Origin of the sequence: Streptomyces adelaidensis (assembly GCF_016598475.1) — a bacterium.
GTDB lineage: Bacteria > Actinomycetota > Actinomycetes > Streptomycetales > Streptomycetaceae > Streptomyces > Streptomyces adelaidensis.
Genome location: NZ_JAEMUX010000001.1, coordinates 79,791 through 94,362, shown reverse-complemented (window position 1 = coordinate 94,362; position 14,572 = coordinate 79,791). Strand labels below are relative to the sequence as shown.

The window sequence follows — 14,572 nt, the reverse complement described above, 5'->3', positions numbered from 1 at the left end:
GTTCTACTTCTCCTCGGTGGTACGGGTGTGGGTGACGGCGGGCTCGTTGCCGCCGAGGAGCAGGTACAGCACGGCCATGCGGATGGAGACTCCGTTGGCGACCTGCTCGATGGCGGTGCAGCGGTCCGAGTCGGCGACCCCGGCGGTGATCTCCATGCCGCGGACCATCGGACCGGGGTGCATCACGATGGCGTGCTCGGGCATCCGTGCCATCCGGTCGCCGTCGAGGCCGTAGCGCCGCGAGTACTCGCGCTCGGTCGGGAAGAACGCCGCGTTCATCCGCTCGCGCTGCACCCGCAGCAGCATCACCGCGTCGGACTTGGCGAGCGTGCTGTCGAGGTCGTACGAGACCTCGCAGGGCCAGGTCTCGACGCCGACGGGCACCAGGGTCGGCGGGGCGACGAGGGTGACCTCGGCGCCGAGGGTGTGCAGCAGGTCGACATTGGAGCGGGCGACGCGGCTGTGCAGAATGTCGCCGACGAGCGTGATGCGCCGGCCGGCGAGGTCCTGGCCGAGGCCCGCGTCCCGGCCGACGAGCCGGCGGCGCATGGTGAAGGCGTCGAGCAGGGCCTGGGTGGGGTGCTGGTGGGTGCCGTCTCCGGCGTTGATGACGGCCGCGTCGATCCAGCCCGAGTTGGCGAGCCGGTACGGGGCTCCGGAGGCGCCGTGCCGGATGACGACGGCGTCGACACCCATGGCTTCGAGGGTCTGGGCGGTGTCCTTGAGCGACTCGCCCTTCGACACCGAGGAACCCTTGGCGGTGAAGTTGATGACGTCCGCGGAGAGGCGCTTCTCGGCTGCCTCGAAGGAGATCCGGGTCCGCGTGGAGTCCTCGAAGAAGAGGTTGACGACGGTACGACCGCGCAGGGTGGGCAGTTTCTTGATCGGCCGGTCGGCGACCCGGGCCATCTCCTCGGCGGTGTCGAGGATCAGGACGGCGTCGTCGCGGGTGAGGTCGGCGGCCGAGATGAGATGACGCTGCATCTTTCAGGCTCCGTAAGGCAGTTCAGTGTGGGGAGGCGAGGGCCGGGCCGGCCGGGCACAGCCGGGCGGGCGCGCTCAGGCACGATCGTGGGGCGCACGGCATCGCCGTACGCCGTGCGATCGCTACTGTCGCGCGCCCCGGGCGGTCTGCTTCGCGCCGAGCAGCACGGTGTCCCGACCGTCCTCCTCGGCGAGCTGGACCTTGACCGTCTCCCGCAGCGACGTGGGGAGGTTCTTGCCGACGTAGTCGGCGCGGATGGGCAGTTCGCGGTGGCCTCGGTCGACGAGGACCGCCAGCTGGACGGCGCGCGGGCGGCCGATGTCGTTCAGCGCGTCGAGCGCCGCGCGGATCGTACGGCCGGAGAAGAGCACGTCGTCGACGAGGACGACCAGGCGGCCGTCGATGCCGTCACCGGGGATCTCCGTGCGGGCCAGCGCACGCGGCGGGTGCATGCGCAGGTCGTCGCGGTACATGGTGATGTCGAGCGAGCCGACCGGGATCTTGCGGTCGGTGATCTCCGCGAGCTTGGCGGCGAGCCGCTGGGCGAGGAAGACGCCTCGGGTCGGAATGCCGAGGAGCACCACATCGTCGGCGCCCTTGGCGCGTTCGACGATCTCGTGGGCGATGCGGGTCAGCACGCGTGCGATGTCGGGGCCTTCGAGCACGGGCCGGGCATCGGACGCCTGCGGTTCGTCTTGCGGATTCTGCTGGGTGTCCATAAGAAACGGACCTCCTTCTCCGCCTCACGGGACGGATATTAAAGGACGTCGGATTTGCGCCATCAACGGTAGCAGGCTCCGGCAACGTCCCTGATCACCCCCTTGGCGCAATGGACAACGGTTACCACGGAAGAGTCGGTCCGGACCATTCGGCTTGACGGGGCAGAGTCACGCTGCGTAACCTCACAGTGAGTCACCAGCCTTCGTCCGGGGAGCCATATGTCCAGCGAATACGCCAAACAGCTCGGGGCCAAGCTCCGGGCCATCCGCACCCAGCAGGGCCTATCCCTCCACGGTGTCGAGGAGAAGTCCCAGGGACGCTGGAAGGCGGTCGTGGTCGGTTCGTACGAGCGCGGCGACCGCGCCGTCACCGTGCAGCGCCTCGCGGAGCTGGCGGATTTCTACGGGGTTCCGGTACAGGAGCTGCTTCCTGGTACGACCCCGGGTGGCGCCGCCGAGCCGCCGCCGAAGCTCGTCCTCGACCTTGAGCGCCTGGCCCACGTGCCGGCCGAGAAGGCGGGCCCGCTGCAGCGTTACGCGGCGACGATCCAGTCCCAGCGCGGTGACTACAACGGCAAGGTGCTGTCGATCCGCCAGGACGACCTGCGCACACTCGCCGTCATCTACGACCAGTCCCCCTCGGTCCTCACCGAGCAGCTGATCAGCTGGGGCGTCCTCGACTCGGACGCGCGCCGCGCGGTCTCCCACGAGGAGGGCTGACCCCCCGACGGGGTCCAGCAGAAACGTGCCGCCGGGGTGACCCGAACCAGTTGGTTCGGTCACCCCGGCGTTTTTTGCTTACGGGCGCTCCCGCTCGGCTCCCTACTCGGCTTCGGCTTCCCTGCGGAGCGACGGCTTGAGGTCCTTCAGCCGCCCGAGCAGACCGTTCACGAACGATGGCGAGTCCTCCGTGGAGAACTCCTTCGCCAGCTGCACCATCTCGTCCAGCACCACCGCGTCCGGAGTCTCGTCGACCCAGATCAGCTCGTACGCCCCGAGGCGCAGAATGTTCCGGTCGACCACCGGCATCCGGTCCAGCGTCCATCCCACCGAGTACTGCGCGATCAGGTCGTCGATCCGCCGGGCGTAGGCCGCGTAGCCCTCGACCAGCTGCATCGTGTACTCGCTGACCGGCGGCTGTCGGGTGTCGGACCGGGAGTGCCGGACCCAGTCCGCGAGCACGGTCAGGACGTCGGCCCCGCGCTGGTCGCCCTCGAAGAGGATCTGGAAGGCACGCTTGCGGGCCGTGTTACGAGCAGCCACGGTTAGCTGTTCACCCGGCCGAGGTAGTCGCTCGTGCGGGTGTCGACCTTGATCTTCTCGCCGGTGGTGATGAAGAGCGGCACCTGGATCTGGTGGCCGGTCTCCAGAGTGGCGGGCTTGGTGCCACCGGTGGAGCGGTCGCCCTGGACGCCCGGCTCGGTCTCCTCGATCACAAGCTCGACGGCGGCCGGAAGCTCGACGAAGAGCACCTCGCCCTCGTGCTGCGCGACGGTGGCCGTGAAGCCCTCGATGAGGAAGTTGGCGGCGTCGCCGACAGCCTTGCGGTCGACCATCAGCTGGTCGTAGGTCTCCATGTCCATGAAGACGAAGTACTCGCCGTCCATGTAGGAGAACTGCATGTCGCGCTTGTCGACAGTGGCCGTCTCGACCTTGACGCCGGCGTTGAACGTCTTGTCGACGACCTTGCCGGAGAGCACGTTCTTGAGCTTGGTGCGCACGAAGGCCGGGCCCTTGCCGGGCTTGACGTGCTGGAACTCGACGACGGACCAGAGCTGGCCGCCTTCGAGCTTGAGCACCAGGCCGTTCTTGAGGTCGTTCGTGGAAGCCACGGTTGCGGAATCTCCTGGACTGACGTGGACGACCCCGGGGCACGCACCTGCCTAGAGGGCGAGCAGCTCCTTGGTCGTGATGGTGAGTAGCTCGGGTCCGCCGTCCGCCTCAGGGCGTACGACGAGCGTGTCATCGATCCGGACACCACCCCGGCCCGGGAGGTGAACCCCCGGTTCGACGGTGACCGGCACGCAAGCGTCCAGTTTACCCATGGCCGCGGGGGCCAACTGCGGCTCCTCGTCGATTTCGAGTCCGACCCCGTGCCCCATCAGTGCCGGGAGGCCGTCACCGTACCCCGCGGAGTCCAGTACCTGACGGGCCGCGCGGTCCACGGCACGGTACGCCGCACCGGGTGCCAGCGTCTCCCGTCCAGCCCGCTGGGCTGCGAAGACCAGGTCGTACAGCTCGATCTGCCAGTCGGCCGGAGACGTGCCGATCACGAACGTCCGGCCGATCTCGCAGCGGTAGCCGCGGTAGGTCGCGCCGAGGCATACCGAGAGGAAGTCGCCCTCCTCCACGCGCCGGTCGGTCGGGAGGTGGCCCCGACGGCCTGAGTTCGGGCCCGTGGCGACGGAGGTGGTGAAGGCCGGGCCGTCGGCGCCGTGGTCGACGAGGCGGCGCTCCAGTTCCAGGGCCAGGTGGCGCTCGGTGCGTCCGACCAGGATCGATTCGAGCAGTTCACCGAGTGCCTGGTCGGCGATCTCCGCGCCGATCCGCAGACAGGAGATCTCTTCCTCGTCCTTGATCACTCTCTGCTGCTCGACCGCGCCGCCGAGATCGGCGAGGCGCAGCCGGGGCGCGACCGAGCGGATCGCACGGTGCCGGGCCATGGTGAGGTGGTGTTCCTCGACGGCGAGGGACTCCGTGCCCAGGGCGGTGGCCAGGTCGGCTGCCGCGACCGCCGGGTCGCCGGCGGGCCCCGGCAGCACGTGGACGCGTACGGCGTCGTCGGGCCGGCCCTCGCCGGTGTCGCCGCTCGGCGGCTCGCCGCAGACGAGGACGTCCTCGCGCTTGCCCAGCAGCAGGACGGCACCGTGGGGGGCCGCGCCAGCGAGATATCTCACGTTGGCGGGGCGGGTCACGAGTGCGGTCGCGCTGCCGCTCGTGTTGCAGCAATTCCTCAGCCGCTCGCGGCGGGCCGCGTACACCTCTGACATGGTTTGAGCGTATGAGCTGCGCTGGTCAGGCGCCGGTTGAGCGAGGCCGAGTGGGGGTGCGCGCGCCCCTGCGGGGTATGGGGTGCCGCTTGGGGTTGGGTGCCGTCCGCGAGTCGGTGGGGGTTGTTCGCGCAGTTCCCCGCGCCCCTTTGGGTTGGCCCAGTGTGCCGCGTCTACCGCCGGCGCCCTTCTCCCGCGATTACCACTTGGGCGGGCTTGCGATCGACCTTGCCAGGAGTTCGTCCAGGACCCTGGCCGTGGCCGGTACGTCGAGCTGGGAGTTGTCGATGATCGGGAGGCCGGAGCCGTACCAGCCGGCCATCCGGCCGTGGATGCGGGCGACTTCCTCGTCGGTGAGGCGGCGGTTGCCCGAGCGCTCCGCGTTGCGTTCGAGGACGATCTCCAGGCCCGGCAGGAGGACGACGGGCAGCAGGCCGGGGCCGACGTGCCGCTTCCAGCCGCCGAGGCCCACGACCGGGCGATCGGGGAAGACGGCGTCGTCGAGGATGCAGGAGATGCCGTTGGCCAGGAAATTGCGGGCCGCGAAGCCGCAGGTGCGGCGGGCGAGACGATACTGCGCCTCGGAGTTGTCGTTCCATCCGGCCTGCGGGTCCGCGAAGCCGGAGCGCACCCATTCCCGTACGTCGTCCAGGCTGATGTGCGCGGTGGGCACCCGGCGGTGGGCCGCCCAGTACTTGGCGACGCTGGTCTTGCCTGCTCCGGCGGGCCCGATGAGCAGGACCGCGAGCGTGGTGGCCGTGACGTCGGGCGCGCCCGTGGCGGGCGGCGGGGGCGGCATGGTGACGGGACCGCCGGGCGGCAGCTGTACATGCCCGGTCGTGTCCCTGGGGACGCCGGTGTGCTGGGAGGCGGAGGCGTGCGGATGCCCGGGGGCTCCGGCGAAGCCCGGTGCGGGCGGAGGGACCGATCCGGGTGGGGCGGCCGGTGCGGGCGGGGGAACCGACGTGGGCGGGGCCACGGGCGCCGGCGGGTGTCCCTGGTGGTTCGCGGCCGGCGACCACGGGGCCGCAGGGTCCTGCCCCGGCCGATGGGGCGGCGGCAGCGGAGCTCCCACTGCGTGCTGCATCCGGTGCCACTCCGTCTCGTACAGTCACATCGACACTGGCAGGCGGGGCCTTTCGACCCCGCCCTTACCGAACGGTACCGCCCCCGGCCACCGTTTGGTGAACGGCCGGGGGCAGCCCGAAGTGCCCAAGTGGCCAGGGACACAAGGCGAATCGGGCAGGAGCGGCCCGAGTGGGCGTTACTGGCCCACTTCGCCGTAGGCGGCGAGGAGGACGGCCGGGTCGGGCCCCTCCAGGACGGTGGGCTTGGCCAGGCCGTCCAGGACGATGAAGCGCAGCAGGTCGCCCCGGGACTTCTTGTCGACCTTCATGGTCTCCAGCAGCTTGGGCCACTGGTCGTAGCGGTAGTGCAGGGGCAGCCCGACCGCTTCCAGGACCGCGCGGTGGCGGTCGGCGGTCGCGTCGTCCAACCGGCCCGCGAGACGGCCGAGTTCGGCGGCGAAGTGCATGCCCACCGAGACGGCCGCGCCGTGGCGCCACTTGTAGCGCTCGTTCTTCTCGATCGCGTGGGCCAGGGTGTGCCCGTAGTTGAGGATCTCCCGGCGCCCGGACTCCTTCAGGTCGCCGGAGACGACCTCTGCCTTGACCCGGATGGACCGCTCGATCAGCTCGGAGGTGTGCGGTCCGGCGGGGGTGCGGGCGGCCTGCGGGTCGGCCTCGATCAGGTCCAGGATCGCCGGGTCCGCGATGAACCCGGCCTTGATGATCTCGGCGAGTCCGGAGACGTAGTCGTTGACCGGCAGCGAGTCCAGCGCGGCCAGGTCGCACAGCACCCCGGCCGGCGGGTGGAAGGAGCCCACCAGGTTCTTGCCCTCGGCGGTGTTGATGCCGGTCTTGCCGCCGACGGCCGCGTCGACCATGGCGAGCACGGTGGTGGGGATGGCGATCCAGCGGACCCCGCGCAGCCAGGTCGCCGCCACGAACCCCGCGAGGTCCGTCGTGGCGCCGCCGCCGACGCCGACGATGACGTCGGTGCGGGTGAACCCCGACTGGCCCAGCGCCTTCCAGCAGTAGGCGGCGACCTCGGCGGTCTTGGCCTCCTCCGCGTTGGGCACCTGGATGGCGACGGCCTCGAAGCCCTGCTCGGCCAGATCGGCGCGCATCGCCTCAGCGGTGCCCTCCAGCGCCTCGGGGTGGATCACGGCGACCCGCCGAACCCTGTTGCCGATCAAGCCGCCCAGTTCCCCGAGGAGTTGACGTCCCACCAGGACCTCGTAGGGCTCGGTACCCGCCGTGCCGCCGACCTGGATACGGGTCACTGTCTCGCTCATGCTTCCTTCAACTCCAGTGCGTCCAGGGCCGCTTGGGTGACTTCCTCGGGCGTACGGCCGTCGGTGGGCACCACGGCCGTGGCGACCTCCTCGTACAGGCTCCGCCGGGCCTCCATCAGCTCCCGCCACTGCTTGCGCGGGTTGACGGCCAGCAGCGGGCGGGCGGCGTTGAGGCCGGTGCGCTTGACCGCCTCCTCGACGTCCATCGAGAGATAGACGACCCGCTGCCCGGCGAGCAGCCCGCGCGTGTCGGCGTCGAGGATCGCGCCCCCGCCGAGGGAGAGGACGCCGTCGTGGCCGGCCAGCGCCGCGTGCACGGCCTGCTTCTCGATGGCGCGGAAAGCGGGCTCGCCCTCTTCGACGAAGATCTCCGCGATCTCGCGGCCCTGCTCGGCCACGATGTCGTCGTCGGTGTCCCGGTACGCGACACCGAGCCGCTCGGCGAGCAGCTGTCCGACGGTGGACTTGCCGACGCCCATGGGTCCGACGAGAACGACCAGAGGTACGGGGTTCACCGGATCGCGAGGTTGTCGAGGTAGGAGCGGACGTTGCGAGCCGTCTCGGTGACGTTGTCGCCGCCGAACTTCTCCGCCACCGCGTCGGCCAGGACCAGAGCCACCATCGCCTCGGCGACGATGCCGGCCGCGGGCACCGCGGAGACGTCGGAGCGCTGGTGGTGGGCCTGCGTGGCCTCGCCGGTGGTCACATCGACGGTCTGCAGCGCGCGCGGCACGGTCGCGATCGGCTTCATCGCCGCCCGCACCCGCAGCAGCTCGCCCGTCGTCAGGCCACCCTCGGTGCCACCGGAGCGGCCGGAGACCCGCCGGATGCCTTCGGGGGTGTTCACGATCTCGTCGTGGGCCTTGGAGCCGGGCACGCGCGCCAGCTCGAAGCCGTCACCGACCTCGACACCCTTGATCGCCTGGATACCCATCAGCGCACCGGCGAGGCGGGCGTCCAGCTTGCGGTCCCAGTGCACATGCGAGCCCAGGCCCACCGGCACGCCGTACGCCAGGATCTCGACGACCCCACCGAGGGTGTCGCCGTCCTTGTGGGCCTGGTCGATCTCCGCGACCATCGCCTTCGACGCGTCCGCGTCCAGGCAGCGCACGGGGTCGGCGTCCAGCTTCTCGACGTCGGCCGGCGTGGGGTACACACCCTGCGGGGCCTTCGCGCCCGCCAACTCCACCACGTGGGAGACGATCTCGATCCCGGCCGTCTCCTTCAGGTACGACCGGGCGACGGCACCCAGGGCGACCCGGGCAGCGGTCTCCCGGGCGGAGGCGCGCTCCAGGATCGGCCGGGCCTCGTCGAAGCCGTACTTCTGCATACCCGCCAGGTCGGCGTGGCCGGGGCGCGGACGGGTCAGCGGCGCGTTACGGGCCAGCCCGGCGAGGATCTCCGGGTCGACCGGGTCGGCCGCCATGACCTGTTCCCACTTCGGCCACTCGGTGTTGCCCACCATGACCGCGACCGGGGAGCCCATCGTCAGCCCGTGCCGGACACCGCCGATGAACGTGACCTCGTCCCGCTCGAACTTCATCCGCGCACCGCGTCCATAGCCCAGGCGCCGCCGGGCCAGGTGGTCCGCCACCATCTCCGTGGTGATCGGCACGCCGGCGGGAAGACCCTCCAGCGTCGCGACAAGTGCGGGACCGTGGGACTCCCCGGCGGTCAGCCAGCGCAACCTGCTCAACGATGCTCCTCAGTGCTCGCGCCCTCGTACTGCCTGCCGCCTTGGTGTACGCGCGTCCTCGCGTACGGCGACGGCGACCGGGTGCGCGGCCCCGGCCCGCCACCTCTGATCCTCCCACGTCCGGGGTGGGAGCCCGGCCCCAGGTCCATCAGGCGGACGAGACGGAACCGGGGGCGGGCTCCGCGGGCTCACGCCATCTTCGCCGCCGCGCTCTTGATCGCCTCACGGATGCGGAAGTACGTGCCGCAGCGGCAGACGTTCGCTATCTCGTCGATGTCGGCATCGGTGGGGTTCCTGGTGCGCTTGAGCAGGGCGACGGCGGCCATGATCTGTCCGGGCTGGCAGTAGCCGCACTGGGCGACGTCCTGCTCCAGCCAGGCCTCCTGGACGGGGTGCAGCTCGTCGCCGTCGGCCAGCCCCTCGACGGTGGTGACCTCGCGTCCGGCGGCCTCGGCGACCGGGACCACACAGGGCCGGACGGCCTCGCCGTCGAGATGGCTGGTGCAGGCCTTGCAGACGTCGATGCCACAGCCGTACTTGGGGCCGCGGATGCCGAGCAGGTCGCGCAGTGCCCACAGCAGGGGCAGGTCGTCGGGGGCGTCGACGGTGACGGTCTCGCCGTTGACGGTGAAGGTGTGGGAGGGCATGGATGGTGCTCCTGGAGCCTGGCGCGGGTCGGCGCGCGGATCGTACGAGTGGGCTCGGCGGGAAGGACGAGTGGGCTCGGCGGGAAGGACGAGCGGGCTCAGCGGGGGAACGGCGTGAAATCCACGTCGAAGTTGACGGGGAAACTGCGCGGCTTGGTGCCGGTGGCCCGCGCGTAGGCGTTGGCGACGGCCCCGACGGCCGCCGGGACGCCGAGTTCGCCCGCGCCGCCGGGTTCGTCGGCGCCCTCGATGACGAAGATATTGACGTCCCTCGGAGAGTCCTTCTGGCGGGCGTAGTGGAACTGCGAGTAGCTGCCCTCCAGCGGCAGCCCCTCGTCGATGTGGAGCCCGGCCCGCAGGGTGGTGGAGATGGCGTCCGTGAGCCCGCCGAGGAGCTGGGCCTCCAGACCGCGCGGGTTGATCACCCGGCCCACGTCGGCCGCGATGACGGCCTTCGTCACCCGGGGCTTCTTCGGATCTGTCGCGTCGATCTCGACCAGACAGGCCGTGCAGGCCTTGTACTCGTCGTGGAAGGCGACGCCCTGAGCCCATCCGGCCGGGAGATCGCGCCCCCAGTCCCCTTCCGCCGTGACCTTGTCGAGCACGGCCCGCTGCCGAGCCGTCTTGAGGAACTCGCGCCGGAAGAGCACGGGGTCCTTGCCCAGCTTGGCCGCCAGCTCGTCGACGATGATCTCCTCCGCCCCGCGCGTGTTGGCCGAGTACACCGAACGCCATGACCCGGTGTGCATCTTGATCGGCACCTCGGTGAGCGTCTGTGTGGTGACGCCGAAGTTGTACGGGGACTTCACCGTGGTCAGGAACAGGGTCTGCGCGAGGATCGCGTTGCCGATGCCGGAGGGCAGACCGGCCGCGGCCGCGGTGATCGCGTCGCCGAGCCCGTGCCGGAAGTCGGTCTCCACGGCCGCCACCTGGTGCTGGAAGGTGAGCACCTGCCCCGCCTCGTACGTGGCCCGGACCCGGTGGTGCGTGGCGGGCCGCATCCGCCCGTGCCGCATGTCGTCGAAACGCGACCACATCAGCCGTACCGGCCGACCGCTCTTCTTCGACACGACGGCGGCCTCCAGAGCCGCGTCGTAGAACAGCCGCCGCCCGAAGGACCCACCCGACTGCACGACGTGCACCTTCACCTTGGACACCGGCAGCCCGACGGCCTTGGCTATGGCCGCCTGCGCGACGATCGGGGACTTCAGCCCCGACCAGACCTCGGCCCGGTCCTCCCGCACATCCGCCACGGCCGAGTTGGTCTCCAGCGGCGCATGACTGGCGAACGCGAAGTCGAACTCGCCCTCCACCTTCTTCACCAGCAGCCCGAGCACGTCCAGCGAGGGCGTGGCCGCCTTCAGCTTCGTCTTGATGCCGCCGTCCGAGAGCGCGTCGACGGTGCCGGCACCCCAGGTGACGTCCAGCGCCTCCTTGCCGTCCAAGGCCTGCCCAAACGTTTCGGCGACGACGGCGACGCCGGTGTCGATGGTGATGACGTCGAGCACACCCGGCATGGCCCGCACGGCGGCCCCGTTGTTCACCGACTTCACTGTGCCGTTGATCGTCGGCGGCCGACGCACCATGCACGGCTTGGCCCCGGGCACGTCGAGGTCGAGGGTGAAGACCTGCCTGCCGGTGACCAGGGCACGTGCGTCGATACGCGAGGTGGGCTTGCCGACGAGGGTGTGCTCGGACTCCTTCTTGGGGGTGACGACGAGCGAGCCGAGGTCGAGGGCAGCGGCGGCCGCCGACAGCGAGCCGTAGGAGGCGGTACGGCCGTCCGGCGCGACCACGGCTCCCTGACGCACCGTCAAGTTGCTTGCTCCGAGACCCCATTGCTTCGCGGCGGCTCGGACGATACGGGCCCGGGCCGCAGCCGCCGTGTGGCGCACCGGGTCATAGAGCGAACGGACGGAGTTGGAGCTGCCGGTGAGCTGGTTGAAAAGCAACTCGGGTCGCGCGTCGTCCAGTTGGACACGGACTCGGTCGAGCGGAGTGTCCAGCTCCTCGGCGACCAGCATCGCCACCGCCGTGGGTGAGCCCCTGCCCGACCTCCTCCCTCGGCAGCCGGAAATGTGCGACGCCCTCCTCGTCGACGCTCAGCACCAGCATGCCGGCGGTGGGCGCCCCGGCGAGGATCAGCAGGTCACCGAGGTCCACCAGATCGGCCGGCGCCGGCAGCGTGGGTATCGCCGCGTCCGCTGCCGGGGGCATAGGCGTCCACACCTATCTTGGTCGCGACGGCGAGAGTGGGCGCGGCCACCAGATAGGTGAGAAACCTGCGCCGGGAGTGACGTGACATGGCGGCTCCGTTCGACGACCCGCCTGCGTCGCCGGGCCGCCCGGAGATGATCGCCGCTGGTTACCCCCTGGTACAGGGGGCTTCATAGGATCGACACACGTCACCTGCTCAGTCACGGGCTGTCGTGCGGCTGGGACGGTTCGCGGTGGGCGAGTGGCACGCTGCGAGCACCGGCAAGCGTCCCGCCCCCGGGCACTACCCCCGCTCGGCCAGTGCCCGCTCCCCCGCCCGCCGCATCGCTCCCACCGGAGCCGTCTTGCAGCCGGTCATCTGCTCGACCTGCAACACCGCCTGGTGCACCAGCAGATCGAGTCCGCCGACCACGGCACCGCCGTACGCGGACCAGCGCGCCGCGAGCTCCGTCGGCCACGGCTCGTACAGCACGTCGAACAGGGTCGTCGGCCGCTCCGGCACCGCGCCGGACAGCGCGTCGGTCGCCCCGGCCGGTGTCGTGGCGATGACCAGCGGAGCGTTCAGCCCTCGCTCGGCCTCCGCCCAGTCCGCCGTGCGCACCTCGATGCCCAGCCGCTCGCCCCACTGTCGCATCTCGGCGGCGCGAGCCTCGCTCCGTACGTACGCCACGATCTCACCGGTGCAGATCCGGGCGAGCGCGGCCAGCGCGGACGACGCGGTGGCGCCGGCGCCGAGGATCGCGGCGGACTCCACCTGCTCGATCCCCCGCTCGCGCAGGGCGGCGACCATCCCGGGGATGTCGGTGTTGTCGCCGACGCGGCGCCCGTCCTCGGTGAACACCAGGGTGTTGACGGCCTCGACGGAGGTCGCCGTCTCGCTGATCTCGTCCAGCAGCGGAATGACCGCCCGCTTGAGCGGCATCGTCAACGACAGCCCCGCCCACTCCGGTCCGAGCTTCTCGACGAACCCGGGCAAGGCCTCCTCATCGACCTCGAAACGGTCGTACGACCAGTCGACGAGCCCCAGTTCGGCGTACGCGGCCCGGTGCAGCACCGGCGAGAGCGAGTGGGCGATCGGCGAACCGAGCACGGCGGCCCGGTGCTTGCTGTCGGTGCGGCTCATCTATCCGTTCTGCTCTTCCTGGTACTTCTCGCGGTTCCTGTTGTGCTCTTCGTTGGTCACAGCGAAGAGCGTCTCGTCCTTGATCGACACGAAGTAGTACCAGTCGCCCTTGGCGGGGTTGAGGGCCCCCTCGATCGCTTCGTGACCGGGATTGTCGATCGGTCCGGGCGGCAGACCCTTGATCTTGTACGTGTTGTACGGGTCGTCGATCTGCCGCAGAGAGTCGACCGAACCTGTCGCCAACTTGGACTCGCCGCGCAGATAATTCACCGTCGAGTCGAAGTCGAGCAGGCCGAATGTTTCCAGGTTGTTAGTCGTGTCGAGCCGGTTGTAGACGACCCGCGCGATTTTCTTGTAGTCCTTCTTGTTGTCTCCCTCGGCCTGGACGAGGCTCGCCACGGTGAGCACCTGGAGCGGACTTTCCAGCTTCAGATCCTCGGCCTTGTCCTCGAGATCGAGTTCCTCGTACTTCGCCTTGGCGAGGTCGACCATTTCCTTCAGGACGTCCTTGGGCTTCATGCCCTTGGCGACCGGATAGGTGGACGGGAAGAGGAATCCTTCCAGCGGATCCTTGATGTCGTCGTTGTCGTTCGCCCAGTCGGGAAGGCCGAGGGTCGACCAATCCTTCTCGGCGACATCCTCGGTCGTACCCTTCTTGAGGCCGAGCTCTTTGTCGATCTTGGTATAGACGACGTTATTGCGTTCGCCCTCGATGACGGTGAAGTTGTTCTGGCTCGTCGGATCGAGCATCAGGGCGAGAGCGCTTTCAGCGGACATCTGCTTCTTGAGCAGATAGACGCCCGCTTGAATCGACCCATTGGGCTCGTTCGCTTGGGCAGTGGTAAAAGCGTCGACGCTCTTGACGACACCGGCCTCTTTCAGCTTCTGCCCGATCGTGGAACCGAAAGCGCCCTTGGGAATGGTGACCGTGACGGTCTCGTTCGTGCCGTCTCCCGTATAGTCGGGAGCCTCGGCAAAACGGTCCTGGTAGAACTGGTAACCGTAATAGCTGACGCCAGCGAAGCCACCGCCGAATACCATGACGACCACAAGGCAGGCGCAGCCGCTGCGGCGTTTCTTGCCGCCCTTGCCCGGCTTTCCGGATTTACCGCCGCGGCCTTTCCGCTCGCCCCGTCCGCCGCGTTCCTCGGCCTCGTCGGCCTCGTCGGCCTCGTCGTCATCGCCGCCGCCCGCGAAGAACGCGTGCTCACCCTGGTCGGGACCGGGATCCCAGTCGGCCCGTTCGGCGGCCGGCTGCGGCGTGGGTGCGGGCTCCGGTGCGGGTGGAGGCGCGGGTTCCGCGCTGCGGCGCGACGGCTCTTCCGCGGGCGGATACGCGTCGGGTGTGCTGTAGAAGTCGGGCTGCCCGGCGCCGTACGCCATGGGCTGACCGCCGTAGGGGTCGGCCGGGTCGGCCACGTACGGGCCCTGCGCGTGCTGGTGACTGCCGTTGCCCCAGCCGCCGTTGACCTGGTCGTACTGCTGCTGGTCATGACCGGTGTACTGCTGTTGTTGCTGATTGTGGCCGGGGTACTGCTGCTGCCCGAGGTCCCCGTACTCCTGCTGGTACTGCTGCTGCGCCTGGCCGTAGGCGTCCTGATGGCCGTTGCCCCAGCCGCCGTTGCCGTGCTGCTGCTGGTACTGCTGCTGCTCGGGGTAGTGCTGCTGCGGCCGGCCGCCGTAAGGGGACTGCTGGCCCGCCTGGGCCTGCTGTCCGTCCCATCCGCCGTCCCCGTACAACGGGTCGTCCGGATGCCACGGTTCGGAGCCTGGGCCCCGGCCATACTCAGTCATCGATCCCCTAGAGCCGCGAGGCGGCGGTTACGCGGGGCCGGTGGC

The 14,572-nt window shown here is 70.0% G+C and carries 14 protein-coding genes; 1 reads left to right on the top strand and 13 read right to left on the bottom strand.

The window, feature by feature from the left end; translation table 11 throughout:
* Nucleotides 1-3: 3 nt before the first annotated feature.
* Both I8N67_RS00460 and pyrR read right to left on the bottom strand, forming a co-directional pair.
* Nucleotides 4-984 (bottom strand): aspartate carbamoyltransferase catalytic subunit, encoded by a 981-nt coding sequence (locus tag I8N67_RS00460; protein WP_200300520.1) that lies wholly within the window; start codon nucleotides 982-984, stop codon nucleotides 4-6.
* A gap of 123 nt (nucleotides 985-1,107) precedes the next feature.
* Nucleotides 1,108-1,704 carry a bifunctional pyr operon transcriptional regulator/uracil phosphoribosyltransferase PyrR gene (gene pyrR / locus I8N67_RS00455; RefSeq protein WP_200300519.1) on the bottom strand — a complete coding sequence of 199 codons (597 nt, stop codon included), beginning with the start codon at nucleotides 1,702-1,704 and terminating at the stop codon, nucleotides 1,108-1,110.
* A gap of 219 nt (nucleotides 1,705-1,923) precedes the next feature.
* Here pyrR and bldD point away from each other — a divergent pair, with 219 nt between their 5' ends.
* Entirely contained in the window at nucleotides 1,924-2,424 is a 501-nt protein-coding gene (gene bldD, locus I8N67_RS00450; protein ID WP_200300518.1) for a transcriptional regulator BldD, read from the top strand.
* 102 nt (nucleotides 2,425-2,526) lie between these two features.
* On the opposite strand, the gene nusB is transcribed toward bldD, so the two are convergent.
* The 11 genes from nusB to mltG all read right to left on the bottom strand — a co-directional run bounded on the left by nusB (nucleotide 2,527) and on the right by mltG (nucleotide 14,527).
* A complete protein-coding gene (nusB, locus tag I8N67_RS00445) occupies nucleotides 2,527-2,967 on the bottom strand; it encodes a transcription antitermination factor NusB (protein ID WP_200300517.1) in 441 nt (146 codons plus the stop codon).
* 2 nt (nucleotides 2,968-2,969) lie between these two features.
* Complete coding sequence (efp, locus tag I8N67_RS00440; RefSeq protein ID WP_200300516.1) at nucleotides 2,970-3,536, bottom strand: elongation factor P; 567 nt, start codon at nucleotides 3,534-3,536, stop codon at nucleotides 2,970-2,972.
* A gap of 51 nt (nucleotides 3,537-3,587) precedes the next feature.
* The gene (locus tag I8N67_RS00435; RefSeq protein WP_200300515.1) at nucleotides 3,588-4,694 is read right to left on the bottom strand and encodes an aminopeptidase P family protein; all 1,107 of its coding nucleotides are present in this window, start codon (nucleotides 4,692-4,694) and stop codon (nucleotides 3,588-3,590) included.
* Between the two features lie 199 nt (nucleotides 4,695-4,893).
* A complete protein-coding gene (locus I8N67_RS00430; protein WP_200300514.1) occupies nucleotides 4,894-5,781 on the bottom strand; it encodes a Pro-rich N-terminal domain-containing protein in 888 nt (295 codons plus the stop codon).
* Between the two features lie 177 nt (nucleotides 5,782-5,958).
* Complete coding sequence (gene aroB / locus I8N67_RS00425) at nucleotides 5,959-7,050, bottom strand: 3-dehydroquinate synthase (RefSeq protein ID WP_200300513.1); 1,092 nt, start codon at nucleotides 7,048-7,050, stop codon at nucleotides 5,959-5,961.
* Nucleotides 7,047-7,529: a shikimate kinase gene (locus I8N67_RS00420; protein WP_200300611.1), complete on the bottom strand. Its 483-nt coding sequence runs from the start codon at nucleotides 7,527-7,529 to the stop codon at nucleotides 7,047-7,049. The genes aroB and I8N67_RS00420 overlap by 4 nt, the downstream gene beginning before the upstream one ends.
* 32 nt (nucleotides 7,530-7,561) lie before the next feature.
* On the bottom strand, nucleotides 7,562-8,746 hold the full coding sequence (gene aroC, locus I8N67_RS00415) for a chorismate synthase (RefSeq protein ID WP_200300512.1): 1,185 nt from the start codon (nucleotides 8,744-8,746) through the stop codon (nucleotides 7,562-7,564).
* 188 nt (nucleotides 8,747-8,934) lie between these two features.
* Nucleotides 8,935-9,393, bottom strand: a complete 459-nt coding sequence (locus I8N67_RS00410) for a (2Fe-2S)-binding protein (protein ID WP_200300511.1) — start codon at nucleotides 9,391-9,393, stop codon at nucleotides 8,935-8,937.
* Between the two features lie 98 nt (nucleotides 9,394-9,491).
* A complete protein-coding gene (locus I8N67_RS00405; RefSeq protein ID WP_234044642.1) occupies nucleotides 9,492-11,417 on the bottom strand; it encodes a xanthine dehydrogenase family protein molybdopterin-binding subunit in 1,926 nt (641 codons plus the stop codon).
* Nucleotides 11,418-11,893: 476 nt separating this feature from the next.
* On the bottom strand, nucleotides 11,894-12,733 hold the full coding sequence (locus I8N67_RS00400; protein ID WP_200300510.1) for a shikimate dehydrogenase: 840 nt from the start codon (nucleotides 12,731-12,733) through the stop codon (nucleotides 11,894-11,896).
* Nucleotides 12,734-14,527, bottom strand: a complete 1,794-nt coding sequence (gene mltG / locus I8N67_RS00395) for an endolytic transglycosylase MltG (protein WP_200300509.1) — start codon at nucleotides 14,525-14,527, stop codon at nucleotides 12,734-12,736.
* Nucleotides 14,528-14,572: the final 45 nt, after the last annotated feature.